This is a genomic window from Pseudomonas sp. TH06, from assembly GCF_016651305.1.
Lineage (GTDB): Bacteria > Pseudomonadota > Gammaproteobacteria > Pseudomonadales > Pseudomonadaceae > Aquipseudomonas.
In genome coordinates, this window is record NZ_JAEKEC010000001.1 from 628,666 (window position 1) to 652,319 (window position 23,654).

The 23,654-nt window shown below is 59.9% G+C and carries 24 protein-coding genes; 17 read left to right on the forward strand and 7 right to left on the reverse strand.

The genetic code is table 11. The annotated features are described in order from the left end of the window. Positions 1-84: 84 nt before the first annotated feature. From JFT86_RS02865 to JFT86_RS02895, 7 genes are all read left to right on the forward strand, one after another. Complete coding sequence (locus tag JFT86_RS02865; protein ID WP_201235609.1) at positions 85-1,005, forward strand: LysR family transcriptional regulator; 921 nt, start codon at positions 85-87, stop codon at positions 1,003-1,005. Between the two features lie 131 nt (positions 1,006-1,136). Continuing rightward, positions 1,137-2,525: a nucleobase:cation symporter-2 family protein gene (locus JFT86_RS02870; protein ID WP_201235612.1), complete on the forward strand. Its 1,389-nt coding sequence runs from the start codon at positions 1,137-1,139 to the stop codon at positions 2,523-2,525. 88 nt (positions 2,526-2,613) lie between these two features. After that, positions 2,614-3,264 (forward strand): TetR/AcrR family transcriptional regulator, encoded by a 651-nt coding sequence (locus JFT86_RS02875; protein WP_201235614.1) that lies wholly within the window; start codon positions 2,614-2,616, stop codon positions 3,262-3,264. Between the two features lie 7 nt (positions 3,265-3,271). After that, positions 3,272-3,853, forward strand: a complete 582-nt coding sequence (locus tag JFT86_RS02880) for a YigZ family protein (RefSeq protein ID WP_201235616.1) — start codon at positions 3,272-3,274, stop codon at positions 3,851-3,853. A 641-nt stretch (positions 3,854-4,494) separates the two neighbouring features. After that, complete coding sequence (locus JFT86_RS02885; protein ID WP_201235618.1) at positions 4,495-6,042, forward strand: ABC transporter ATP-binding protein; 1,548 nt, start codon at positions 4,495-4,497, stop codon at positions 6,040-6,042. A 14-nt stretch (positions 6,043-6,056) separates the two neighbouring features. After that, positions 6,057-7,163, forward strand: coding sequence for an ABC transporter permease (locus JFT86_RS02890; protein ID WP_201235620.1), 1,107 nt, complete (start codon positions 6,057-6,059; stop codon positions 7,161-7,163). Then, positions 7,163-8,089, forward strand: coding sequence for an ABC transporter permease (locus tag JFT86_RS02895; protein WP_201235622.1), 927 nt, complete (start codon positions 7,163-7,165; stop codon positions 8,087-8,089). The genes JFT86_RS02890 and JFT86_RS02895 overlap by 1 nt, the downstream gene beginning before the upstream one ends. A gap of 40 nt (positions 8,090-8,129) precedes the next feature. On the opposite strand, the gene JFT86_RS02900 is transcribed toward JFT86_RS02895, so the two are convergent. Further along, entirely contained in the window at positions 8,130-8,564 is a 435-nt protein-coding gene (locus JFT86_RS02900; RefSeq protein WP_201238545.1) for a hypothetical protein, read from the reverse strand. 83 nt (positions 8,565-8,647) lie between these two features. Between JFT86_RS02900 and JFT86_RS02905 the strand changes: the two genes are divergently transcribed. The 3 genes from JFT86_RS02905 (at position 8,648) to JFT86_RS02915 (ending at position 11,323) form a co-directional block, all read left to right on the forward strand. Next, positions 8,648-8,998, forward strand: a complete 351-nt coding sequence (locus JFT86_RS02905) for a MerR family transcriptional regulator (protein ID WP_201235624.1) — start codon at positions 8,648-8,650, stop codon at positions 8,996-8,998. A gap of 25 nt (positions 8,999-9,023) precedes the next feature. Further along, entirely contained in the window at positions 9,024-9,710 is a 687-nt protein-coding gene (locus tag JFT86_RS02910; RefSeq protein ID WP_201235626.1) for an SDR family oxidoreductase, read from the forward strand. Positions 9,711-9,964: 254 nt separating this feature from the next. Further along, the gene (locus JFT86_RS02915; RefSeq protein ID WP_201235628.1) at positions 9,965-11,323 is read left to right on the forward strand and encodes an 8-oxoguanine deaminase; all 1,359 of its coding nucleotides are present in this window, start codon (positions 9,965-9,967) and stop codon (positions 11,321-11,323) included. Between the two features lie 120 nt (positions 11,324-11,443). On the opposite strand, the gene JFT86_RS02920 is transcribed toward JFT86_RS02915, so the two are convergent. Further along, on the reverse strand, positions 11,444-12,535 hold the full coding sequence (locus JFT86_RS02920; RefSeq protein WP_201235629.1) for a calcium:proton antiporter: 1,092 nt from the start codon (positions 12,533-12,535) through the stop codon (positions 11,444-11,446). 287 nt (positions 12,536-12,822) lie between these two features. On the opposite strand from JFT86_RS02920, the gene JFT86_RS02925 reads away from it, so the two are divergent. The 3 genes from JFT86_RS02925 (at position 12,823) to JFT86_RS02935 (ending at position 16,038) form a co-directional block, all read left to right on the forward strand. Continuing rightward, complete coding sequence (locus JFT86_RS02925) at positions 12,823-13,896, forward strand: BMP family ABC transporter substrate-binding protein (RefSeq protein WP_201235631.1); 1,074 nt, start codon at positions 12,823-12,825, stop codon at positions 13,894-13,896. 142 nt (positions 13,897-14,038) lie between these two features. Then, positions 14,039-15,004 (forward strand): 2-oxoglutarate and iron-dependent oxygenase domain-containing protein, encoded by a 966-nt coding sequence (locus tag JFT86_RS02930; RefSeq protein ID WP_201235633.1) that lies wholly within the window; start codon positions 14,039-14,041, stop codon positions 15,002-15,004. 80 nt (positions 15,005-15,084) lie between these two features. Then, on the forward strand, positions 15,085-16,038 hold the full coding sequence (locus tag JFT86_RS02935; RefSeq protein ID WP_095188152.1) for an adenosine deaminase: 954 nt from the start codon (positions 15,085-15,087) through the stop codon (positions 16,036-16,038). 120 nt (positions 16,039-16,158) lie between these two features. Here JFT86_RS02935 and JFT86_RS02940 read toward each other — a convergent pair whose 3' ends face one another. From JFT86_RS02940 to JFT86_RS02950, 3 genes are all read right to left on the reverse strand, one after another. Further along, entirely contained in the window at positions 16,159-17,541 is a 1,383-nt protein-coding gene (locus JFT86_RS02940) for an MFS transporter (protein ID WP_201235635.1), read from the reverse strand. A gap of 143 nt (positions 17,542-17,684) precedes the next feature. Continuing rightward, positions 17,685-18,416, reverse strand: coding sequence for a helix-turn-helix transcriptional regulator (locus JFT86_RS02945; RefSeq protein ID WP_201235636.1), 732 nt, complete (start codon positions 18,414-18,416; stop codon positions 17,685-17,687). Positions 18,417-18,732: 316 nt separating this feature from the next. After that, positions 18,733-19,662: a LysR family transcriptional regulator gene (locus tag JFT86_RS02950; RefSeq protein ID WP_201235638.1), complete on the reverse strand. Its 930-nt coding sequence runs from the start codon at positions 19,660-19,662 to the stop codon at positions 18,733-18,735. A 120-nt stretch (positions 19,663-19,782) separates the two neighbouring features. On the opposite strand from JFT86_RS02950, the gene JFT86_RS02955 reads away from it, so the two are divergent. From JFT86_RS02955 to JFT86_RS02965, 3 genes are all read left to right on the forward strand, one after another. Then, positions 19,783-20,076 carry a putative quinol monooxygenase gene (locus JFT86_RS02955; RefSeq protein WP_201232210.1) on the forward strand — a complete coding sequence of 98 codons (294 nt, stop codon included), beginning with the start codon at positions 19,783-19,785 and terminating at the stop codon, positions 20,074-20,076. A gap of 32 nt (positions 20,077-20,108) precedes the next feature. After that, the gene (locus JFT86_RS02960) at positions 20,109-21,122 is read left to right on the forward strand and encodes a zinc-binding alcohol dehydrogenase family protein (protein WP_201235640.1); all 1,014 of its coding nucleotides are present in this window, start codon (positions 20,109-20,111) and stop codon (positions 21,120-21,122) included. Positions 21,123-21,287: 165 nt separating this feature from the next. Beyond that, positions 21,288-21,461, forward strand: a complete 174-nt coding sequence (locus tag JFT86_RS02965; RefSeq protein ID WP_201235643.1) for a hypothetical protein — start codon at positions 21,288-21,290, stop codon at positions 21,459-21,461. A 6-nt stretch (positions 21,462-21,467) separates the two neighbouring features. Here the strand turns inward: JFT86_RS02965 and JFT86_RS02970 are convergent, their stop codons facing one another. Together JFT86_RS02970 and JFT86_RS02975 are read right to left on the reverse strand one after the other, a co-directional pair. Further along, entirely contained in the window at positions 21,468-22,664 is a 1,197-nt protein-coding gene (locus tag JFT86_RS02970; RefSeq protein WP_201235644.1) for a multidrug effflux MFS transporter, read from the reverse strand. 191 nt (positions 22,665-22,855) lie between these two features. Next, entirely contained in the window at positions 22,856-23,053 is a 198-nt protein-coding gene (locus JFT86_RS02975) for a cation transporter (protein ID WP_201235652.1), read from the reverse strand. 150 nt (positions 23,054-23,203) lie between these two features. Here JFT86_RS02975 and JFT86_RS02980 point away from each other — a divergent pair, with 150 nt between their 5' ends. Then, a complete protein-coding gene (locus JFT86_RS02980; protein WP_201235654.1) occupies positions 23,204-23,587 on the forward strand; it encodes a hypothetical protein in 384 nt (127 codons plus the stop codon). Positions 23,588-23,654: the final 67 nt, after the last annotated feature.

Here is a 23,654-nt window from a genome sequence, read left to right on the forward strand (position 1 = left end):
CTAAATTGCCACGGCTATAAAGTCGGTGAAATTCAACTCTTCTAACCTTCAGTTAGAACTCTGCTAAACATTGAGAATAAAAACATGAGCAGCCGCCGCCCCGATCCGCTGGCCCAGGTCAGTGACTTTGATATCCGCCTGCTACGGATTTTTCGCAGCGTGGTGGAATGCGGCGGCTTCTCGGCGGCGGAAACCGTGCTCGGCATCGGTCGTTCGGCGATCAGCCAGCAGATGAGCGATCTCGAGCAACGACTCGGCCTGCGCTTGTGTCAGCGTGGCCGGGCGGGTTTCTCGCTGACCGAAGAAGGCCGCGAGGTTTATCAATCGGCACTGCAACTTTTAAGTGCGCTGGAAAGCTTTCGCACCGAGGTCAACGGCCTGCACCAGCATTTGCGTGGCGAGTTGATCATCGGCCTGACCGACAACCTCGTCACCTTGCCCCATATGCGCATCACCCACGCCCTCGCACAGTTGAAGGAACGCGGGCCGGATGTGCAGATTCAGATCCGCATGATCGCCCCCAACGAAGTCGAACAAGGTGTGCTCGATGGACGCTTGCATGTTGGCGTGGTGCCACAGGCGAGCGCGCTGTCGGGACTGGAGTATCAGCCGCTGTATAGCGAGCGCTCGCTGCTGTATTGCGCGGTCGGGCATCCGCTGTTTTATGTCGATGACAAGCAACTCGATGACGATCGCTTGAACAGTCAGGATGCAATCGCGCCGACGTTTCGGTTGCCGGCGGATATTCAGGCGCATTACCAAGCACTCAATTGCACGGCCAGTGCCTCGGACCGTGAGGGCATGGCGTTTTTGATTCTGACCGGGCGTTATATCGGTTATTTGCCGGATCATTACGCCGGTCTTTGGGTGCAACAGGGTCGGCTGCGTGCGCTGAAATCCCAAACACGTTTCTACGACTTGAGCCTCGCATCGGTCACGCGCAAAGGGCGGCGCCCTCATTTGGTGCTGGAAAGCTTTTTGGAGAGTCTGGCGGCAACGCGTTGAAAGCAAGATCAAAAGATCGCAGCCTTCGGCAGCTCCTACATTTGCGGATCATCCGCCGATAAAGTTGAGCAAGTGGACAGCTTTTTGCAGAGCAGGATGAATCTCGATCCATCAACAAGAAGCCCAAGCCCATGCAGCCAGATTCCGAACCGTCCAGCGATTTGATCTACGGCCTCAACGATCGCCCCAAACCGCTCGCTGCAATCCTCGCGGCGCTGCAACATGTGCTCGCCAGTTTTGTCGGCATCATCACCCCGCCGCTGGTGATTGGTTCGGCGCTCGGTTTGACCGCACACCTGCCCTACCTGATCAGCATGGCCTTGATGGTCTCGGGCGTCGGCACCTTTATTCAGGCGCGGCGGCCGTTCGGCATTGGTGCGGGGATGATCTGTTTGCAAGGCACCAGTTTTGCCTTTCTCGGTGCGGTGCTCTCGGCCGGGTTTCTGGTCAAGCAGCGTGGCGGTAGCCCGGAAGACATTCTGGCGATGATCTTCGGTGTGTGCTTTTTCGGCGCAATTGTGCAAATCGTCCTCAGCCGCTTCATCGGTCAATTGCGCCGAGTGGTTACGCCGCTAGTGACCGGAATTGTCATCACGCTGATCGGCATCAGTCTGATCAAGGTTGGCATCACCGATCTGGGCGGCGGTTTCAATGCGCCGGACTTCGGTGCGCCGGGCAATTTGGCATTGGGTGTGTTCGTGCTGCTGACGATCATTCTGCTCAACCGCTCGAACACGCCGTGGGTGCGGCTGTCGGCGATCATCATCGGCCTGTTGCTCGGCAGCCTGGCGGCGTGGTTCAGTGGCAAACTCGTGCCGCAGCCATTGCCTGACCTACCGCTGGTGAGTCTTCCTACACCGTTCAAGTTCGGATTCAGCTTCGACTGGACGGCTTTCCTGCCGGTCGCGCTGATTTATCTGATCAGCACCATCGAAACCGTCGGTGACCTCACCGCCAACTGCATGCTCGCCCGGCAACCCATCAGCGGCCCTTCTTATATAAGTCGCCTGCGTGGCGGGGTGCTCGGTGATGGCGTGAGTTGCATGATCGCCGCGACCTTCAGCGCCTTTCCCAACACAACCTTTGCGCAGAACAACGGCGTGATCCAGCTGACCGGCGTGGCCAGCCGTTATGTCGGGCTGTACATCGGCGCGATCCTGTTCTGCCTCGGGCTGTTCCCGATGATCGGCGCGGTGCTGCAACAGATCCCGAAACCGGTGCTCGGCGGTGCCACACTGGTGATGTTCGGCGCCGTCGCCGCTGCCGGCGTGCGCATCCTCGCGCAGTCGCCACTGGATCGGCGCAGCATGCTGATCATCGCCACTTCGTTCGGCGTCGGCCTCGGCATCGCCGCGCAACCGAACCTTTTACACTTGCTGCCAAAGCTTGTGCAGAACCTGTTCGACTCAGCGATTACCAGCGGCGGACTGACGGCGATCATCCTTTGCCTGTTGCTGCCGGAGGCCAAAAGCGAGCCTGTCGAAGTACCTGCACCACTGAACAAGATCGAACAGGTGTAACGGTTTTATCGCTTCAGGACTTGTCGGATGCCTGTGGGTGCGCTATCAACGCAATTGGTTGCACCCACAGACAAACCCGGAAGTGCCTATGACCTTTGAAGTCCCCGCTCACGGCGGCAAGCCCGCCAGCCGCATTCGTCAGAAGAACGAAGAGACCATTCTCAAAGCCGCCGAAGACGAGTTCGCCCGTCACGGGTACAAAGGCACCAGCATGAACACCATCGCCCAGAATGCCGGGTTGCCCAAGGCGAACCTGCATTACTACTTCACCAACAAGCTCGGGTTGTACGTGGCGGTGCTGAGCAACATCATCGAGCTGTGGGACAGCACCTTCAATACCCTCACCGCCGAAGACGATCCGGCCGAAGCGCTGACCCGCTACATCCGCGCAAAAATGGAATTCTCCCGACGCCAGCCGCAAGCCTCGCGCATCTTCGCGATGGAAGTGATCAGCGGTGGCGAATGCCTGACCGAGTATTTCAACCAGGACTATCGCACCTGGTTCACCGGCCGGGCGGCGGTGTTTCAGGCGTGGATCGATGCGGACAAAATGGACCCGGTCGACCCTGTACACCTGATCTTCCTGCTGTGGGGCAGCACCCAGCATTACGCCGACTTCGCCACGCAGATCTGCCGCGTCAGCGGTCGCAGCAAGTTGACCAAGCAAGACATGGAAGACGCCGGCAACAACCTGATCCGCATCATTCTCAAAGGCTGCGGCCTCACTCCTGCTATTTAAGACGTTTATGCCTTTCACCCTCAGCGGTTTTTGCGAGTACCGCGAAGAAATTCGCAAAAGCCGCTTCATCACCTACGCCACGCCAATCGGCAGCCCCGCCGAGGCGCAGGCGTTCTTCGAACAACACAACGACTTGAACGCCTCGCACAATTGCTGGGCGTGGAAACTCGGTGATCAATATCGCAGCAACGATGACGGCGAACCCGGTGGCACTGCCGGGCGACCGATTCTGGCAGCGATTGAAGCGCAGGATTGCGATCAGGTCGCGGTGCTGGTGATTCGTTGGTACGGCGGCATTCAACTGGGCACCGGCGGATTGGCCCGGGCCTATGGCGGTGGTGCGAACAAGTGCCTGCAAACGGCGGCGAAAGTCGAGTTGATCAGCCGCGTACCGCTGCGTTGCGCCTGCGGGTTTGCCGAATTGGCATTGGTGAAATTGCGGGTGGCGGATCTGGGTGGGTTGGTGGTGGAAGAAAATTTCACCGCCAATGGCGTGGAGTTGCAGTTGGCGGTGGGTGCGGCGCAGATTGAATTGTTGCAGAGTCAGTTGGCGGATTTGAGTCGTGGGCGGATTTTGCTTCAACGATAAAAGATCAAAAGATCGCAGCGTGCCGCAGCTCCTACCAGGGATCCGGGGTTGTCATGAATTTGGGGGGTGATCGCGGTATCGGCGTTTTCATGTAGGAGCTGCCGAAGGCTGCGATCTTTTAGGGCACAGCGCATATCCCTTATTCCACCGAGTTGCCCACATCTGCTGTGCACCCGACTGTGGATAACCTGAGTACATTCCTCTGTAACCCTTCTGTCACGCGGCTTTGCGAGGTTTGCTCACTTTTCGTTCAATTCGCCAGACGAAATGCAAATCCCACGCAAAAACAATCAGTTAGCACTGTTTATCACCTTTAGAAGAAAGCACCCCGGTGCTTATGCCCGGGTTTTCGGCTTGCGCACAATAACTGTGGAACAACCTGTGGATAACCCGTTCATGGCTGGCGCAGTCGCAGGTACTGCCTAGGCCCCGCCGGTTTGCTCGTTTTTTGATCAGTGGCCGACGGGCAAAACTGGAGCCTGCTCAATGGCTTTGCGCCGAATTGGTGCCGTGAATCTGCTCGACTTCGGCTGCGAAGCTCTGCGTTCAGCGCTTGCGAGCAGGGGCTGCAGCGGTTCCTGACTCAATGGCCAGGAAATTGCTTTATCCACAGGCATAACTCCAAGTCAGTCGAGCCTGCCATGCCCATCGCCGATTCAACCCCGCGCCTGCAACTTCGCCACATCAGCAAACGCTACCCCGGTTGCCTGGCCAATGACGCCATCGACCTGGGCATTGCGCCAGGCGAAATTCACGCCCTGCTCGGCGAAAACGGTGCGGGCAAGAGCACGTTGATGAAGATCATCTACGGAGTGACCCAGGCCGATTCCGGCGAGATGCTCTGGCAAGGACAGCGGGTGAATATCCGCAATCCAGCGCAGGCACGGCAACTGGGTATCGGTATGGTGTTCCAGCATTTTTCGCTGTTCGAAACACTTAGTGTGGCGCAGAACATTGCCTTGGCGATGGGGGCTGCGGCCGGCACGCCAAAACATCTGGAACCGCAAATTCGTGAGGTCTCCAACCGCTACGGCATGGCGCTGGAACCTGCACGACTTGTCCACAGCCTGTCGATCGGTGAGCGGCAACGGGTGGAAATCATTCGTTGCCTGATGCAGGACATCCGCCTGCTGATCCTCGATGAACCCACCTCGGTGCTGACGCCACAGGAGGCTGACGAGTTGTTCGTTACCCTGCGCCGCCTCGCCGCCGAGGGCTGCAGCATTCTGTTTATCAGCCACAAACTCGGAGAAGTGCGCGCCTTGTGCCACAGCGCCACGGTATTGCGCGGCGGGCGCGTGGCTGGGCATTGCGTGCCAGCCGAGTGCTCGGATCAGCAATTGGCGCAGTTGATGGTCGGCGAAGCGGCAGCGTTGATTGGCGATTATCCGAAGGTCTGCGGTGGCGCGGCGTTTTTGCAGGTCAGTGGCATGAACTGGCAAAACCCGGACCCATTCGGCTGCTCGTTGACGGCTGTCGACTTACAAGTCCGCAGCGGTGAAATCGTCGGCATCGCCGGGGTGGCCGGTAATGGTCAGGATGAATTGCTCGCGTTGCTCAGTGGCGAACAAACCCTGCCCCGTGCCGAGGCGGCGACCATTCGCTTCGGCGAAAAAAGCGTCGCCGATTTACGCCCCGATACGCGACGCAAACTCGGTCTGGCGTTCGTACCCGCAGAGCGACTGGGTCACGGCGCGGTGCCGGAGTTGAGTCTGGCGGACAACGCCCTGCTCACTGCTTTCCAACAAGGTCTGGTCAGCAACGGCTTGATCGAGCGCGGCAAAGTCGAAGCCCTCGCCGAAACAATCATTCAGCGCTTCGGCGTGAAAACCCCAGGCACACAAGCCGCCGCGCGCAGTCTGTCCGGCGGCAACCTGCAGAAATTCATCCTCGGCCGGGAGATCCTCCAGCAACCGAAACTGCTGATCGCTGCGCACCCGACCTGGGGCGTTGACGTCGGCGCCGCCGCTACCATCCACCGCGCGTTGATCGCATTACGCGATGCCGGTGCGGCGATTCTGGTGATTTCCGAAGACCTCGACGAACTGTTCCAGATCAGCGACCGCCTCGGCGCGTTGTGCGGCGGCAGGATCTCGGCGCTGCAAAACACCACAGACACCTTGTTGAGCGACGTTGGCGGCTGGATGGCCGGTCAGTTCGACGCCGCGCAAAAACACGCCACGGTTTAACGGAGTTTTCAAACATGCTGCTTTCCCTCGAACCCCGTGGCCAGCAATCGCGCCTGATGCTCTGGTGCTCACCGCTGCTGGCGGCGGCGCTGACGCTCGGTTGCGGTTCGCTGCTGTTCATCGCCCTCGGCCATGATCCGCTGCAAACCTTGTACACCCTGTTAATTGCGCCGGTCAGCGACTGGTATGGCGTCTCGGAATTGCTGGTCAAAGCCCTGCCGATCCTGCTTTGCGCGCTCGGCCTGGCGGTGGCTTATCAGGCGCGCATCTGGAACATCGGCGCCGAAGGCCAATTGCTCCTCGGCGCCTTGGCCGGCAGTGCCCTGGCGGTGAACATCATCGATGTGCAAAGTCGTTGGGCGCTGGCGTTGATTCTGCTCACCGGCACCCTCGCCGGTGCCGCGTGGGCGGGGTTGACGGCGTGGCTGCGCACACGCTTTAACGCCAACGAAATCCTCACCAGCATCATGCTCAATTACATCGCGCTGAACCTGCTGCTGTTCTGCGTGCACGGGCCGTTGAAGGACCCGGCCGGTTTCAACTTTCCCGAGTCGGCGATGTTCGGCGACGCCAGCCGTTTGCCGCTGTTGATGGAGGATGGCCGCGTACACGCCGGGGTGTATTTCGCCCTGCTCGCGCTGGTCGCGGTGTGGGTGTTGTTGCAGAAAAGCTTTGTCGGTTTCCAGATCAAAGTACTCGGGCTGGACAAGCGCGCGGCAGGGTTTGTCGGCTTCCGCGAGAAGCGGCTGATCTGGCTGGCGCTGTTGATCAGTGGTGGTCTTGCCGGGTTGGCCGGGGTCTGTGAAGTCACCGGGCCCATTGGCCAGTTGGTGCCGCAGGTGTCGCCGGGTTATGGCTACGCGGCGATTACCGTGGCGTTTCTCGGGCGACTGAATCCAATTGGGATTGTGTTTTCCAGTCTGCTGATGGCGCTGCTGTACATCGGCGGCGAGAGCGCGCAGATGACCCTCAATCTGCCGCAAGCGATCACCCAGTTGTTCCAGGGAATGATGCTGTTTTTCCTGCTCGCCTGTGACGTGCTGATTCTCTATCGGCCACGCCTGAAACTGCGCTGGGCACGGCGTACTTCGACCACCGCCATAACTGCCGGAGCGCTGTGATGGATATCGATCTGTTGAGCAATATTTTCTACGCCATGGTGCGTTGCGGTACTCCGCTGCTGTTGGTGGCGCTGGGTGAACTGATCTGCGAAAAGAGCGGCGTGCTTAACCTCGGGCAGGAAGGAATGATGCTGTTTGGCGCGGTGATCGGTTTTATCGTCGCCCTCAACAGCGGCAACTTGTGGCTCGGTGTTTTGCTGGCGATGCTTGCCGGGATGTTGCTGTCGTCGCTGTTTGCCCTGGTGGCGCTGGTGTTCAATGCCAATCAGGTGGCGACCGGCTTGGCGCTGACGATTTTTGGCGTGGGGTTGTCGACCTTCGTTGGCGCGGCGTGGGTCGGTAAACCATTGGCGGGTTTTGAGCCATTGGCGATTCCGTACCTGAGTGAAATCCCGCTGATCGGGCGGATGCTGTTTGCTCAGGATCTGCTGGTGTATCTGTCGTTCGCGCTGTTTGCGCTGGTGGCATGGGTGATCATCAAAAGCCGTGTCGGGCTGATCATTCAGGCCGTCGGCGAGAACCCGGATGCGGCCAGTGCGATGGGCTTGCCGGTGTTGACTGTGCGCACGCTGGCTGTGTTGTTCGGCGGCGCGATGGCCGGGTTAGCCGGGGCGTACCTGTCGCTGGCGTACACGCCGATGTGGGCGGAAAACATGACCGCCGGACGCGGCTGGATTGCGCTGGCACTGGTGGTGTTTGCCAGTTGGCGGGTGTGGCGGTTGTTACTCGGCGCGTATCTGTTCGGCCTCGCCAGCATCCTGCATCTGGTGGCGCAGGGGTTGGGGCTGGCGATTCCGTCGAGTCTGTTGGCGATGCTGCCGTATGTGGCGACGATTGTGGTGCTGGTGGTGTTGTCGCGCGATGCGTTGCGTACGCGGTTGTATGCACCGGTGTCGTTGGGGCAACCGTGGCAGTCAGGGCATTGATGCGGTGATTTTAATGGCCCCATCGCGAGCAGGCTCACTCCTACATTGGATCGGGTTCGCAGCTCCCTTGTAGGAGTGAGCCTGCTCGCGAAGGCGTCCGCACAGGCAACACCTGAGCGACGCCCCACGCCAGTTCAAAGACCAGGAAAACCAGCAAGATCGAACTGGCGCCATGCAGCAGCGCATAGCCCTGCCAAGCCGCAAACAGAAACCGCGCGACCGCGTCATAACGTCCATAAAGCGCCTGCGGATCGCGAATCCGCAGCACCGCCCACACGCAAACCACTGACCCCAGCAGGTTCGCCATCAGCACATGTGCAGGCTGGAACGCCGGCAAGTCCCCCGGCAGATTCAGCGCGGTCAAAAAACCATGCAGCGCGGCAAAACTCCACGGCGTGGCAAATGCCGCCGTGACGATCAGGTCATACCAGGCACTGCCGCGCACCACTTTTCGATATTGCTTCGAAGTCCACATCATCCATGCTCCAGAAATTTGAGGAGCAAGCACGGTAAAGCCTGGAGTATGCTCCAGGGTCAATAGCCCTTTTGAGAACCCGCATGCGCATCGGTGAATTGGCCCAGGCCAGCGCAGTCAGCCGTGACACTTTACGTTTCTACGAGCAGCGTGGATTGATCGCGGCGCAGCGCAGTGCCAACGGTTATCGCGACTATCCGCCGGAGATGGTGCAACTGGTGCTCTACATCAAGACTGCGCAACGGCTGGGCTTTACCCTCGGAGAGATCGGCAACAGCGTTGCCGCCCTGTGGAACGCACCCGACCCGGATAATGCCGTGGCGCAGTTGCTGCGCGACAAACTGCAACTGATCGAAACCCGCATGAGCGAACTCGGCGCACTCCGTCATGAGTTGCAACTACGGCTCGGTCAGGCGTGTCCATTGAATCCGTGAACCGTAATTTTCAAGGAGCCCCATCATGTCCCAGGCAAAAAACGCACTGATCATCGGCGCCTCCCGTGGCTTGGGCCTCGGGCTGGTGAAAACCCTGCTGGCTGACGGCTGGCAAGTCACGGCCACGGTGCGCAATCCGCAAAAGGCCGAGGCGCTGCAAGCGCTGGGCAAGGTGCGCATCGAAAAGCTGGATATGGACGACCAACAAGCAGTGATCGCCCTGAGTCAGCAACTCAAAGGCGAAACCTTCGACCTGCTCTTCGTCAACGCCGGGGTCAAAGGTCCGGATGTACAAACGCCTGGCGGGGCGACACTGGCCGAAGTCGGGCAACTGTTTTTCACCAATGCCGTGGCGCCAATCAATCTGGCCCAGCGTTTTGTCGGGCAGATCCGCGATGGCAGCGGCGTGCTGGCGTTCATGAGTTCGGTGCTCGGTAGCGTGACCATGCCCGATGCGCCGGAACTGGCGCTGTACAAGGCAAGCAAGGCTGCACTGAATTCGATGACTAACAGTTTCGTCACCCAGTTGGGTGAGCAGAAACTGACCGTGCTGTCGCTGCACCCGGGTTGGGTGAAGACCGACATGGGTGGCGAAGGCGCCGACATTGATGTTGAAACCAGCACGCGCGGTTTGATTGATCAGGTGAATGCGTTTGCCGGCAAGGGCGGGCATCACTTCGTCAATTACAAGGGCGAAACCATTCCCTGGTAAACGCACAAATCCCCTGTAGGAGTGAGCCTGCTCGCGATAGCGGTTTGTCAGATACAAATCATTCGACTGACACACCGCTATCGCGAGCAGGCTCACTCCTACAAGGGGATCGCGGTGTCTGGTCGGGTTGGGCTTGCCCGATGCGGCGATTTGTTTGAAACTGCGCACCTCGTCCTTCGCGGCGACCCTGGATCAGCAGACAGGGCATCACTGAGCTGGCAACCCTGAACCCAACTTTCAGAGGAGCCGGCAAAATGCCCGCGACCCGTACCTGGTTAAAAAATCCCCTCGCCATTTTCACTTCCAACGAGCTTGATGCCCGTGGCGGTCTTGTCGTGCAAGACGGTGTCATCGTCGAAGTGCTCGCTGCCGGTCAACAGCCGTCTGCGCCATGCAATGAAGTGTTCGATGCCCGCGAGCACGTGATCCTGCCGGGCCTGATCAACACCCACCATCACTTCTATCAAACCCTGACTCGCGCCTGGGCGCCGGTGGTCAATCAGCCGTTGTTCCCGTGGCTGAAAACCCTGTACCCGGTGTGGGCACGCCTGACCCCCGAGAAACTCGCCCTCGCCACCAAAGTGGCATTGGCTGAGCTGTTGCTGTCGGGTTGCACCACCGCTGCCGACCACCACTACCTGTTCCCGGATGGCCTCGAAAACGCCATCGACGTGCAAGTCGAAACCGTGCGCGAACTGGGCATGCGCGCCATGCTCACTCGTGGCTCGATGAGCCTCGGCGAGAAGGACGGTGGTCTGCCGCCGCAGCAGACCGTGCAGGAAGGTCAGGTGATTCTCGACGACAGTCAGCGCCTGATTCACGAGTACCACGAGCGTGGCGATGGCGCGCAAATCCAGATCGCGCTGGCGCCGTGCTCACCGTTCTCGGTGACCCCGGAAATCATGTCGGCCAGCGCCGAACTGGCAAACAAACTCGACGTGCGCCTGCACACGCACCTCGCCGAAACCCTCGATGAAGAAGACTTCTGCCTGCAGCGTTTCGGCCTGCGTACCGTCGATTATCTGGACAGCGTCGGCTGGCTCGGCCCGCGCACCTGGCTGGCTCACGGCATTCACTTCAACCCGGACGAAATCGCCCGCCTCGGCCAGGCCGGCACCGGTATCTGCCATTGCCCGAGTTCGAACATGCGTCTGGCCTCCGGCATTTGCCCAAGCATCGATCTGACTGATGCTGGGGCGCTGTTTGGTCTGGGCGTGGACGGCTCGGCCTCCAACGATGCGTCGAACATGATTCTTGAAGCGCGTCAGGCCCTGTACATCCAGCGCCTGCGTTATGGCGCCGAAAAGATCACCCCGGAGCGTGTACTCGGCTGGGCAACCAAGGGCTCGGCGAGTCTGTTGGGCCGTACCGACATCGGCGAACTGGCGGTGGGCAAGCAAGCGGATCTGGCGTTGTTCAAACTGGATGAGCTGCGTTTCTCCGGCAGCCACGATCCGATTTCGGCGTTGCTGCTGTGCGGCGCCGATCGTGCGGATCGGGTGATGATCGGTGGCAAGTGGCGCGTGGTGGATGGCCAGGTTGAAGGCCTTGACCTCAAAGGCCTGATCGCTGATCACAGCCAGGCAGCTCGGCAGTTGATCGCCGGTACCTGATCCAACACCATCCCTGTAGGAATGAGCCTGCTCGCGATCGCGTTGTGTCAGCTGAGAAATCTGTCTCTGACACACCGCGATCGCGAGCAGGCGAAGGCCTACATTAGCTTTGTGGTGGCTTCAAAGGCCCAGCAGGGACAGCATGATGAACGTCGCAAACAACACGAAGTGGGTCATGCCTTCAATGGCATTGGTCTCGCCGTCATTGAGGTTGATCGCGCTGACGATCAAGGTAATGAAGATCATCACGGTCTGAACCGGCGTCATCGCCATTTGAAACGGCTGGCCGGTATACAACGCCATCGCTTCCATCACCGGCACGGTCAGGATCACCGTCGACAACGACGCCCCCATCGCGATGTTGACCACCGACTGCATGCGGTTGGCCAATGCCGCACGCAACGCGGTCAGAATCTCCGGCGCTGCGGAAATCGCCGCCACCAGAATCGCCGTGATCACCGGCGGTGCGCCCGTGCCTTCCAGGCCCAGATCGAGGGTCTTCGACATCACTTCGGCGAGTGCGCCGATCACCACCACACCGAACACCAGAATGCCGATCGACAACGCCAGACTCACCGGTTTCGGTTCCTCTTCCACCGGCTCTTTCTTGCGGCGTTTGTCCGGGTAGCTGTAGCTGAAAAAGTAACTGTGCGGGCCGACCTGCATGCGCAGGAACAACGCATAAAGCACCACCATCGCGCCGATGGTAAATGCTGAATAAATTTTCCAGTTGGCTTCGGGGATGAACTCCGGGACCACCATCGACACGCCCATCGCGGTGAGGATCATCACGCTGTAGCTGCGCGCCGAGTCGTCGTTGTAGGACTGCTCGCCGTGCTTGATCCCGCCCATCAGTGCGGCGAGGCCGAGGATGCCGTTGATGTCGAGCATCACCGCCGAATAGATCGTGTCGCGCACCAGCGTGGGCGAGGCTTCGTTGCTCATCATGATCGCCAGGATCACCACTTCCACCAACACCGCGGCCAACGTGAGAATCATCGTGCCGTAGGGGTCGCCGACCTTTTCCGCGAGCAATTCGGCCTGATGGGCCACACGCATCGAGGCGGCGACGATAAAGGCGATCAGCACCAAGCCTGAGATCAGCGCAACGATCTGGCCGCTGTGCAGCATCCAGTGTTCCAGCGGATAGGCAACGCACGCGGCGATGACGGCCAGCAGCAGAAAGCTTTCTTGCTTGAGGATGGTGAGCATGACGGGCCTTTTGCCGAGAGAGTCGAATGAGCTACTGACTGCGGGGCGGCGCTAACGTTTCGTTACACCTTAGCGCACCAGTGGATGGCAGCCGGTTTCAGGTATGCACTTTTATTAGCCTTGCCGGCCTCTTCGCGAGCAGGCTCGCTCCCACATTGAGATGCATTCCCCTGTGGGAGCGAGCCTGCTCGCGAAGGCCGCCCCCCGATTTCGAACGACTTTGTTGTCCTGTTGGTCAGCAATTTGCATTGGCCTCGACCACACACAACAAAATGGAGCTCCAATTCATGCAAATACGTCCGCTGCACAAACTGCTGTGCGCCGCCATCGGTCTGGGGATCAGCCTGAGCGCCAGCGCTGCCGATCCGCTGAAGGTCGGTTTCGTCTACATCGGCCCGATCGGCGACCACGGCTGGACGTATCAGCATGAGCAGGGGCGCAAGGCACTCGCGGAAAAATTCGGCAATCAGATCACCACCAACTACGTGGAGAACGTCGCCGAGGGCGCCGACGCCGAGCGGGTGATCCGTAACATGGCCAAGGACAAATACGACCTGATCTTCACCACCTCCTTCGGCTACATGAACCCGACCGTGAAAGTCGCCAAGCAGTTTCCCAAGGTGACCTTCGAACACGCCACCGGCTACAAGCAGGACAAGAACCTCGGCACCTATCTGGCGCGCACGTACGAGGGCCGCTATGTCGGTGGTTTCCTCGCGGCAAAAATGACCAAGACCAAAAAGATCGGCTACGTCGCTTCGTTCCCGATTCCGGAAGTGATCCGCGACATCAACGCCATTCAACTGGCCCTGAACAAATACAACCCGGGCACCGAGATCAAAGTGGTGTGGGTCAATTCCTGGTTCGATCCGGGCAAAGAGGCCGATGCCGCGAACGCGCTGATCGATCAGGGCGTCGACGTGGTGTTCCAGCACACCGACAGCCCGGCGCCGATTCAGGCGGCCGAGCGTCGCGGCGTATACGCCGTGGGTTACGCCTCGGACATGGCGCACTTCGGCCCGAAAGCGGTGCTGACTTCGATCGTCAACGACTGGGCACCGCATTACATTCAGGCGACGCAAAGCGTGATCGACCACACCTGGAAACCCCAGGATTACTGGGGCGGGTTGAAAGAAGGCACGGTTGAACTGCCGATCAGCGATCTGGTGCCGGCACCGGTGAAAGCCGAGGCCGAGCAGATCATCGCCGACATCAAGAGCGGCGCGTTGCAGCCATTTACCGGGCCGATCAAGGATCAGAGCGGCGTGGAGAAAATCCCCGCAGGCGTGAGCGCGACCAATGCGGAACTGGCGTCGATGAACTATTACGTGGAAGGCATGAAGGCCGAGATGCCGAAGTAATCCCGGGCCTATCACTTTCCCCTGTAGGAGTGAGCCTGCTCGCGATAGCGCTGTGTCAGTCGACGTAATCTGCATCTGATACACCGCTATCGCGAGCAGGCTCACTCCTACAGTTGATCTTCAGCGTTCTCAAGGATTGTGTATGGATCAGCTTCCGATCATCGACATCAGCCCGCTCTACTCCGACAACGAAAACGCCTGGCCCGCCGTCGCCAGGCAGATCGACCACGCCTGCTGCGAATGGGGCTTTTTCTACATCAAGGGCCATCCGATTTCGCCGCAACGCATCGCCGATCTGCTGGATCACGCGCAACGTTTCTTCGCCCTGCCCGTCGCCGACAAACTCAAGATCGACATCACCCAGACTCGCCATCACCGCGGCTACGGCGCCGTCGCCACCGAACAGCTCGACCCGAGCAAACCCAGCGACCTCAAAGAAACTTTCGACATGGGCCTGCACCTGCCGGCCAGTCATCCCGAGGTGCTGGCGGAAAAACCGTTGCGCGGGCCGAACCGCCATCCTGCGCAAGCAGGATGGGAAGCTCTGATGGAGCAGCACTACCTCGACATGCAGGCCCTCGCGCAAACCCTGTTGCGCGCCATGACGCTTGCGCTGGGCATCGAACGGGACTTTTTCGACAGCCGCTTCCATGAGCCGGTCAGCGTGTTGCGCATGATCCACTACCCGCCACGGCACACGGCGAGTTCCGCCGAGCAGCAAGGCGCCGGCGCGCATACCGATTACGGCTGTATCACCCTGCTTTATCAGGACAGCGCCGGCGGCTTGCAAGTGAAGAACGTCAAAGGCGAATGGATCGACGCACCGCCGATTGACGGCACCTTCGTGGTCAACCTCGGCGACATGATGGCGCGCTGGAGCAACGACCGTTATCGCTCGACACCGCATCGGGTGATCAGCCCGCTCGGGGTGGATCGCTACTCGATGCCGTTCTTCGCCGAACCGCACCCGGACACCCTTATCGAATGCCTGCCCGGTTGTCAGGACGCCCAGCATCCGGCGAAATATCCGACGACCACTTGCGCCGAATTCCTGCTGTCGCGCTTCGCCGATACCTACGCTTATCGTCGTGAGCAGGAAGCGGTGTGATGGATCGCTTGGTCAGGTTTTGCCAATTGTTTCGGTGAGCATCTGTAGAATGCCGTCATTGCACCTGATGAGAAAAGAATATGTACGACTGGCTCAACGCCTTGCCCAAGGCTGAACTGCACCTGCATCTGGAAGGCTCGCTGGAGCCCGAGTTGCTGTTCGCCCTGGCCGAACGCAACAAGATCGCCCTGCCGTGGAACGACGTCGAAACCCTGCGCAAGGCCTACGCCTTCAACAACCTGCAGGAATTCCTCGACCTGTATTACCAGGGTGCCGATGTACTGCGCACCTCGCAGGATTTCTACGACCTGACCTGGGCTTACCTGCTGCGCTGCAAAGAGCAGAACGTGATTCACACCGAACCGTTCTTCGACCCGCAGACCCACACCGACCGTGGCATCCCGTTCGAAGTGGTGCTCAACGGCATCGCCGCCGCACTGAAGGATGGCGAGCAGCAACTGGGCATCACCAGCGGTTTGATCCTCAGCTTCCTGCGCCACCTCAGCGAAGACGAAGCACAGAAAACCCTCGACCAGGCGCTGCCGTTCCGTGACGCGTTTGTCGCTGTCGGGCTGGACAGTTCCGAGATGGGCCACCCGCCGAGCAAGTTCCAGCGTGTGTTCGACCGTGCTCGTCACGAAGGTTTTCTGACCGTTGCCCACGCCGGTGAAGAAGGCCCGCCAGAGTACATCTGGGAAGCCATCGACCTGCTGAAAATCCAGCGCATCGACCATGGCGTGCGCGCCATCGAAGACGAGCGCCTGATGCAGCGGATCATCGACGAGCAAATCCCGCTGACCGTGTGCCCGCTGTCGAACACCAAACTCTGCGTGTTCGATCACATGTCGCAGCACAACATCCTCGACATGCTTGAGCGTGGCGTGAAAGTCACGGTGAACTCCGATGACCCGGCGTACTTCGGCGGTTATGTGACCGAGAACTTCCATGCGCTGCACGAACACCTGGGCATGACTCAGGATCAGGCCAAGCGCCTGGCGCAGAACAGCCTGGATGCGCGTCTGGTAAAACCATAAGCAACACTGCAAAACCCTTTGTAGGAGTGAGCCTGCTCGCGATAGCGGTGTGTCAGTTGATAGTTTGTATCTGACACACCGCTATCGCGAGCAGGCTCACTCCTACAATTGGATCTGTGTTTAGCCTGAGATATCGGTTTCAGTCAGTTCTTCCAGGGTTTTCCCCCGCGTCTCCATCCCGAACAGCCACACCACGCCCGCCGCTATCGCAAAGCACAGCGCCCCCAGCGCAAACACCCCGCCCTGCCCGGTAATCGGGAACACCAGCCCGGTCACCAACGGCCCGAGCAGCGAACCCACGCGGCCGATCGCCGAGGCGAATCCCGAGCCCGTCGCCCGTGCCGAGGTCGGATACAACTCTGGCGTATAGGTGTAGAGCACCGCCCACATGCCGAACAGGAAGAACTGCATCAGCAGTCCCGTGCCGATCAACAAGGCAACGTTGCCGCCGAATACCGCGCTCTGCCCGTAGAGAAACGCCATCACCCCGCCGCCGAGCAATGTGACGATGCACACCGGTTTACGCCCCCAACGCTCAACCAGCCACGCCGCCATCAAAAATCCGGGAATCCCGCCCAGCGAAATCAGCACCGTGTAATACACCGACTGAGTCACGGCAAAACCCGACTGTTGCAGCAACGCACTCAACCACGACGTCAGCCCGTAAAAACCCAGCAACGCAAAGAACCACAGGCTCCAGATCATCGTCGTGCGCTGGCGATACTGTGGCGACCAGATCTGCTTGAGCGCCGAGAAGAAGTTGCCCGGTGGCGTCACGGTCCGCGGCAAACGTATCGGCACCGGCAACGCGGCACCGCCAAGCGATGCACGTACGCGCTGTTCGATGCCGTCGAGGACCTTGTCCGCCGCCTCATGCCGCCCGGCCTGTTCCAGCCAGCGCGGTGATTCGGGAATGAACAAACGGATCGCCAACACGAACACCGCCGGCACCGCCAACACCAGAAAGATGTCGCGCCAGCCAATCACTGGCAGCAGGAAGTACGACAGCACACCGGCCGCGACGAAACCCAGCGGCCAGAAGCCATCCATCAACGCGATATAACGCCCACGCCGCTGAGCAGGAATCAGTTCCGAGAGCATCGACTGCGCGATGGGAAACTCCATGCCCATGCCAATCCCCAGCAAAATACGAAAAATCGTCAGCGCCTCGACCGTTTGCGCCGTCGAGCACAGGTAACTGGCCAAGCCCCAGAGAACGATGCTCCACTGAAACACCGGTTTGCGCCCGAAGCGGTCCGCGAGCATGCCGGACAGCGACGCACCGAGCACCATGCCGAAGAAGCTCGAACTGGCGAGCAATCCTGCCTGTGCGCTGCTCAGGCCGAACTCGGCTTTGATCGAGCCAAGCAGAAACGTCATCATCGCCAGGTCCATGGAGTCGAAGAAAAACGCCAACGCGATGATGATGAAAATGATCCGGTGATAACCGCTGATCGGCAGTCGTTCCAGGCGTTCTGCCGCGCTGAAGCCTTGAGTGTCCATATCGCCTCCCCCCATCCGGAATATCCCCGGATCGAGTGTGCGCGATAGCGCCTTGCCGTTCGTGCTGGATGCGACCTGTTCGCAGCCGTAGACGACGCCAGCAGAGCCGATGCCGTTTCAGGCGCCGCTTGAGCGGTGCCCTGTTACGCCATTTCCAGCTCGGTTTCCTTGGCGAATTGATGCAGCTCGCGCTGGCCGGTGGCCGTCAGTTGCAGGGCTCTTGAATCATTGGGCAGGGCCAGCCAGCCAGATTGCATGAACAACTGCAGCAACGCTGCACCGAGTGAGCCGCCCATGTGCGGGCGTCGTTCACTCCAGTCGGGGCATGCACAGGCCACCTGGACGTTGCGATGGGCCAGAGCCTGAATGAACACCCCGCGCCCGGCCAACTGCTTCGAGCCTTTGAGGGTCACCACTACACGCTGTTCAAGCTGTTCAATCCAGCCGGCGTCGAGCAGTCGCTGATACAGATCGGCGGCCAGCGTGCCCCCCAGGTGGTCATCGCAAAAGCGTGCGCGCAACAGCGACGACGGCGCCGCCTGAGGTTTGGCCATGGGGGTGGTGCGCTTGAACGCCTCGGCGATTTCCCGCGGAGCACTGGCGATGGTGGCGCTGGCCAGTGCTTCTATCGCGGCCCCCACCTCCGGCGCCGAAAGCCGGAAAAACCGTTTGCGACCACGGACTTCGACCTTTAACAGACCTCCGGTGGCCAGCCGTGCCAGATGTGCACTGGCCGATGACGGCGACAGCCCTGCCAGTAGCGCAAGCTCCTCGGTTTGCCGGGCCGAGCCATCCATCAACGCCCACATCATCGCGCTGCGCTTGGGGTCGGCCAGCAACGTGGCGATCTGGCTGATGCAAGGTGCATGTTCCATGTATTCACTCCCTGTGGAATCGTATCGTCTACTGCTCGGAGACATCTTGACCAGTAATGGGTCGGCGGCCAAGACGCGAAAAACGCCCTGAACCGGGGCAAGGCAGGCCATTGACGCAACATGCTCCGGCGCAGAACCCGTCACCATAGCTAACCCCGTAATTAAACAGGGCAACTCAGCATTGACGGCGTTCGGGACGGGTTTCGGTACTGGCATGAGGCGGGCGCTAGTATAAGCGGGATGCACGCCCCGTTTCGCCTCGCAGCCTGCGCGGGTGGTGATTGTTCCTGACAGAAATTTCTCTATTTACCTGCGACTAATGATCAACTTTCAGGAAAACGGGAAATTGACTACTCAAATCAGCGCATCGGCTGGCGAGCATTTCCCTTAACAGGTTCACCGGCTTACTCAATTGTGCGCGATGAGCGCACAACAGATTCAGCGGAGCGCGCTCACACAACAGCTCCGGCAGCAGCACTTTGAGGCGACCGGCGAGGACGTCGGCGCCCACGTCGAGCCAGGATTTGTAGGCAATTCCCGCCCCGGCCACCGCCCACAGCCGTACCACGTCGGCATCATCGCTGAAGCGGTCGCCACTGACCGTCAGACTGACTTCGCGCTTGCCGTCGTGAAAACTCCAATGGTCATGAACCCGGCTGCCGAGCATGTACAACAGGCAATTGTGCTGCGCCAGTTGTTCAAGCTGGCGCGGCTCACCGTGCCGCGCCAGATAGGCTGGCGAGGCGCAAAGCACACGGCGGTTGTGCGGGGCGATGGGCAAGGCGATCAGGCTGGAGTCTTCCGGCTCGCCATAGCGCAGGGCGATGTCCACCGGTTGACGGAACATGTCGGCAATGCGATCGCCGAGCAGCAGGCGCACAGTCAGCTTCGGGTGCTCGCGCTGAAACGCGTCCAGCCACGGCAGCAACAGGTTGCGGCCAAAATCCGACGGCGCCGACAGTTGCAAGACCCCGCTGACCTGATCCTGCCCGCTGGCCAGCAAGCGCCGGCCTTCATCCAGATGACTCAATGCCGCCCGGGCGTATTCGAGGAAGCCTTCGCCTTCAGCGGTCAGACGCAGACTGCGCGTCGAACGGGCCAGCAAGCGCGCCCCGAGTTGCTGCTCAATGCGTTTCAACGCCGCACTGGCCACCGCCGCGGACATGTCCATCACCCGCGCCGCCGCCGACAGACTGCCCAGATCCGCCGCCCGGACAAATAACTGCAAGTCATCGAAACGCAGCATTCACAGCCTCGATTATCAAAAAAATATTGAAACAGACTGCTCTTTTAGCCGGTTTTATCTCGAGGAGAAATAGCCAATCATCTGCTCCATCGAATTCATCCCGATTCTGTGGAGCCGAACATGTCCCAGCCATTCACCGCCATTGCCACCCTGATCGCCAAACCCGGCCAACAGCACATTCTCGAACACGCATTGCACGCGCTGGTTGCACCCAGCCGCGTCGAGGACGGTTGCAGTCAGTACGACTTGCATCGCGACCTAGCAGACCCGCGGGTGTTCTACGTGATTGAACACTGGGCCAGCGAAGCGATTCTGCAAACGCATAACGCCAGCGCCCATTTTCAGAACTTCCAGGCCACTGCCGGGCACTGCATCGAACACTTTGAATTGAAACGCCTGGGCGCCATCGCCTGAGCACTTCTTCTATTACCTGTACGGAGCCAACCATGAAAGCCATTGCCTATTACGCTTCCCTGCCGATCAGCGACGCAAATTCCCTGCAAGACATCGAACTGCCGGAACCGGTCGCCGGACCGCGCGATCTGCTGGTGGAAGTCAAAGCCATCTCGGTCAATCCGGTCGACACCAAGGTGCGGCAGAACGTGGCGCCTGAATCTGGCGCGGCGAAAGTGCTGGGCTGGGACGTGGCCGGTGTGGTCAAGGCCGTCGGCAGCGAAGTGACGCTGTTCAAGGCTGGGGATAAAGTCTATTACGCCGGGTCGATTGCCCGTGCTGGCGGCAACAGCGAGCTGCACGTCGTCGATGAGCGAATCGTCGGCCATATGCCAAAATCCCTCGGTTTCGCCGAAGCCGCCGCCCTGCCGCTGACCGCGATCACCGCATGGGAGCTGCTGTTCGAACGGCTGCAAATCCGCGAAGGCCAGACCGACGAAGGCCAGAGCCTGCTGATCGTCGGCGCAGCCGGCGGTGTCGGCTCGATCCTCACCCAATTGGCCAACCAATTGACCGGCCTGATCGTGATTGGCACCGCCTCCCGTGCGCAGACTCGCGACTGGGTCAGCGAACTGGGCGCAGACCTGGTGATCAATCACAGCCAGCCGCTGAGCGAAGAGCTGAAACGCGTGGGGATCGCCAATGTGACCCACGTCGCCAGCCTGACCCAGACCGATCAGCATCTGGACCAACTGGTCGAAGCCCTGGCGCCACAAGGCAAACTGGCGCTGATCGACGATCCGAAGTCGCTGGATGTGACCAAACTCAAGCGCAAGAGCCTGTCGCTGCATTGGGAATTCATGTACACCCGCTCGCTGTTCGAGACGGCGGACATGATCGAGCAACACCATCTGCTCAACCGCGTGGCCGAGCTGATCGATGCAGGGACATTGAAGACTACGGTTGGAGAGCATTTCGGCACGATTAATGCCGCCAACCTGCGCCGGGCGCACGAATTGCTCGAAAGCGGTAAAGCCAAGGGGAAAATTGTTTTAGAAAGTTTCTAAAACACCGGAAAATCACAGCCTTTGCCAGCGCTGATCCATGCCTGGCACGGGCTGTGATGGATTTTTGCCGTCAGTCAGATGCTTGACCTTTGTCACAATTGCGATCGTATTCCGGACTAGAATCGAAGCCTCTGCGATACATCTTTTACGCAAGGGAGGTCAGCAATGAAGATCCTGATAAAAGAAGTGGCAAAGTCTCAATGGCAGGTTCGCCTCGATCAGCATGCCGTGACATTCCGCAGTGAAGCCGAAGCGCTGGCTTTTACCCGCACCCTCGAAGCGCGACTTTGCGCGCCCCATCAATTTCCCGACCGCAGCCAGCAGCGCGCTGCCGGCTGAGTTTGCTCAGACAGCGGCTTGCGCCAGCGCCCGGGCATTCTGCAAACGCCGGGTGAGCAACGCGACGCTGACCACCAACAAACCGCACAGACTGATGACCATGGCCATCGGTACGGCAGTGCCGTCGTGCAGGATTCCCACCAGTGCCGATGCCCCGGCGGCGACGCTGAACTGCATGCAACCGAGCAACGCCGACGCACTGCCGGCGCGTTCGCGTTGGCCGTTCATGGCGCAAGCCGCGGCATTGGGGCTGATGCAGCCGAGACTGGCCACGCAGATGAACAAGGGAATCAATAACGGCCACAGTGCCTCGGTATGCAATGCGCTGACCGCCAGTAATGTCAGGCCGGCACACAGATAAACCCAGACCGCACGCGACAGCAGGAACGCCGGGCCACGCTTGGCCAACAGCCGCGCATTGACCTGCGCCACGAGAATGAACCCCGCTGCGTTGGTGCCGAACAGCCAGCCGAAATGCTCCGCCGGCACGCCGTACAACTTGATGAAGATAAACGGCGAACCGGCGATGTAGGCAAACATCCCGGCGATGGCGATGCCACCGGTCAGCGCATGACCGAGGTAAATCCGGTCCTTCAGCAGGCGTCCGTACTGGCGCAGGGCGCCTGACAATGGCTGGCGCGGCATATGCGCCGGCATGCTTTCCGGCAAACCGAGCGCCACCGCGAGCCCCGCCAAAGCACTGAAACCGGTCAGCACCAGGAAAATCGACTGCCAGCCCGTGGTGTTGACCAGCAGGCCGCCGAGCATCGGCGCCAGAATCGGTGCCAGGCCCATCACCAGCATCAGCTGCGAGAAGACTTTCGCCGAACCCACCGCGTCGCATTTGTCGCTGACCACCGCACGGGAAATCACCATCCCCGCGCAGCCGCCCAGCGCTTGCACGAAGCGTGCGCCGATCAGCCATTCCAGGTTCGGCGCGTAAGCGCAGGCCAGAGACGCCAAGGTGAACAGTGCCAGACCGGTGAGCAGCGGAATTCGGCGGCCGAAGCGATCCGCGACCGGGCCATACAACAGCTGACCGATGGACAAACCGAGGAAATACGCCGCCAGGGTCATCTGCACGTGTTTTTCATCGGTGCCGAACGCCAGCGCCATGGACGGAAAGGCAGGCAGATAAAAGTCGATGGCCAACGGCCCGAAGGCAGTCAAGGCACCGAGAATAAGAATGATACGGAAGTTCATCAGGCATCCAGGTTGGCAAGTCGGCAGCCCGACAGTCTAGCCGCGCCCGAACGCCTTGAACATTCCGATAGCTCGCTAACAATTAAAAATCTGAGTCGAAAGATCAAAAGATCGCAGCCTTCGGCAGCTCCTACAGGTAGATTTGCATCGCTTGTGCAGGAGCTGCCGAAGGCTGCGATCTTTTGCTTCTATCAGGCGAGTTTTACTGGGTAGCCTTCTTCGCTGATGACTTCAATCACCTGTTCGGCACTCAGCGCACTTTCGACGCCGACTTCCTTGGCCGCCAGATCGACGCGCACACTGGCCGCCGGATCTTTGGCCTGCACGGCGTTGGTGATGGCTTTGACGCAGTGACCGCAGGACATGCCTTCAACATTGAACACTTGCATGCAAATGACTCCTTTTGAGTGAGGTTGCCGGCAGTTTCGAGCTTGCCACGATGGCAAGGTCAAGTTCTTGAATAAACTGCCGGGCTGGCAATCAGCGCCGCGCTCGGCCAAGCTGCGTGCATCAATGACATAAATTCAGGAGATTCAGCCATGCGCTGGTCAGCTTTCAGCCTGTTTGGCTTCCTCAGCCTGTTTGCCGCCGTGCCCCAAGCCAACGCAACCGGTGAGGACTACGCCGTTCTGATCATCTCGCGCGAGCGTCTGGAAGTGCCGACGTCCTGCGAGATTGGCGTGTATATCCAGGATCAGTTTGCCGGGCGCCTGCTTCAGGAGCAGTCCACCTCGTTCAATCTGCCCCACGGCACGTTTTCCATACGCCTGAAGCTTGAGCCTGGTCAGGTTCCGGGGTGTCAGCCGGGCATGCTGGCACCGCCGGCGCAGGAGATCTCGCTCAAGGCCGGCGATGTCGTGAAGTACCGGATCGCGGCATCGGCCAAAGGCATGTATCTGCGCCCTGCTGCTCTCGAATACTGATTGGCGCTTGACCTTGCCCGCGTGGCAAGGTTGATCCTGTAGGCAACTTCTACAGGGAGCGTAACCG

What these genes read in the sequence shown, in the direction of transcription:
- JFT86_RS02865 (WP_201235609.1), top strand. Translation starts at nt 85, where the DNA reads ATGAGCAGCCGCCGCCCCGATCCGCTGGCCCAGGTCAGTGACTTTGAT.
- JFT86_RS02870 (WP_201235612.1), top strand. Translation starts at nt 1,137, where the DNA reads ATGCAGCCAGATTCCGAACCGTCCAGCGATTTGATCTACGGCCTCAAC.
- JFT86_RS02875 (WP_201235614.1), top strand. Translation starts at nt 2,614, where the DNA reads ATGACCTTTGAAGTCCCCGCTCACGGCGGCAAGCCCGCCAGCCGCATT.
- JFT86_RS02880 (WP_201235616.1), top strand. Translation starts at nt 3,272, where the DNA reads ATGCCTTTCACCCTCAGCGGTTTTTGCGAGTACCGCGAAGAAATTCGC.
- JFT86_RS02885 (WP_201235618.1), top strand. Translation starts at nt 4,495, where the DNA reads ATGCCCATCGCCGATTCAACCCCGCGCCTGCAACTTCGCCACATCAGC.
- JFT86_RS02890 (WP_201235620.1), top strand. Translation starts at nt 6,057, where the DNA reads ATGCTGCTTTCCCTCGAACCCCGTGGCCAGCAATCGCGCCTGATGCTC.
- JFT86_RS02895 (WP_201235622.1), top strand. Translation starts at nt 7,163, where the DNA reads ATGGATATCGATCTGTTGAGCAATATTTTCTACGCCATGGTGCGTTGC.
- JFT86_RS02900 (WP_201238545.1), bottom strand. Translation starts at nt 8,564, where the DNA reads ATGTGGACTTCGAAGCAATATCGAAAAGTGGTGCGCGGCAGTGCCTGG.
- JFT86_RS02905 (WP_201235624.1), top strand. Translation starts at nt 8,648, where the DNA reads ATGCGCATCGGTGAATTGGCCCAGGCCAGCGCAGTCAGCCGTGACACT.
- JFT86_RS02910 (WP_201235626.1), top strand. Translation starts at nt 9,024, where the DNA reads ATGTCCCAGGCAAAAAACGCACTGATCATCGGCGCCTCCCGTGGCTTG.
- JFT86_RS02915 (WP_201235628.1), top strand. Translation starts at nt 9,965, where the DNA reads ATGCCCGCGACCCGTACCTGGTTAAAAAATCCCCTCGCCATTTTCACT.
- JFT86_RS02920 (WP_201235629.1), bottom strand. Translation starts at nt 12,535, where the DNA reads ATGCTCACCATCCTCAAGCAAGAAAGCTTTCTGCTGCTGGCCGTCATC.
- JFT86_RS02925 (WP_201235631.1), top strand. Translation starts at nt 12,823, where the DNA reads ATGCAAATACGTCCGCTGCACAAACTGCTGTGCGCCGCCATCGGTCTG.
- JFT86_RS02930 (WP_201235633.1), top strand. Translation starts at nt 14,039, where the DNA reads ATGGATCAGCTTCCGATCATCGACATCAGCCCGCTCTACTCCGACAAC.
- JFT86_RS02935 (WP_095188152.1), top strand. Translation starts at nt 15,085, where the DNA reads ATGTACGACTGGCTCAACGCCTTGCCCAAGGCTGAACTGCACCTGCAT.
- JFT86_RS02940 (WP_201235635.1), bottom strand. Translation starts at nt 17,541, where the DNA reads ATGGACACTCAAGGCTTCAGCGCGGCAGAACGCCTGGAACGACTGCCG.
- JFT86_RS02945 (WP_201235636.1), bottom strand. Translation starts at nt 18,416, where the DNA reads ATGGAACATGCACCTTGCATCAGCCAGATCGCCACGTTGCTGGCCGAC.
- JFT86_RS02950 (WP_201235638.1), bottom strand. Translation starts at nt 19,662, where the DNA reads ATGCTGCGTTTCGATGACTTGCAGTTATTTGTCCGGGCGGCGGATCTG.
- JFT86_RS02955 (WP_201232210.1), top strand. Translation starts at nt 19,783, where the DNA reads ATGTCCCAGCCATTCACCGCCATTGCCACCCTGATCGCCAAACCCGGC.
- JFT86_RS02960 (WP_201235640.1), top strand. Translation starts at nt 20,109, where the DNA reads ATGAAAGCCATTGCCTATTACGCTTCCCTGCCGATCAGCGACGCAAAT.
- JFT86_RS02965 (WP_201235643.1), top strand. Translation starts at nt 21,288, where the DNA reads ATGAAGATCCTGATAAAAGAAGTGGCAAAGTCTCAATGGCAGGTTCGC.
- JFT86_RS02970 (WP_201235644.1), bottom strand. Translation starts at nt 22,664, where the DNA reads ATGAACTTCCGTATCATTCTTATTCTCGGTGCCTTGACTGCCTTCGGG.
- JFT86_RS02975 (WP_201235652.1), bottom strand. Translation starts at nt 23,053, where the DNA reads ATGCAAGTGTTCAATGTTGAAGGCATGTCCTGCGGTCACTGCGTCAAA.
- JFT86_RS02980 (WP_201235654.1), top strand. Translation starts at nt 23,204, where the DNA reads ATGCGCTGGTCAGCTTTCAGCCTGTTTGGCTTCCTCAGCCTGTTTGCC.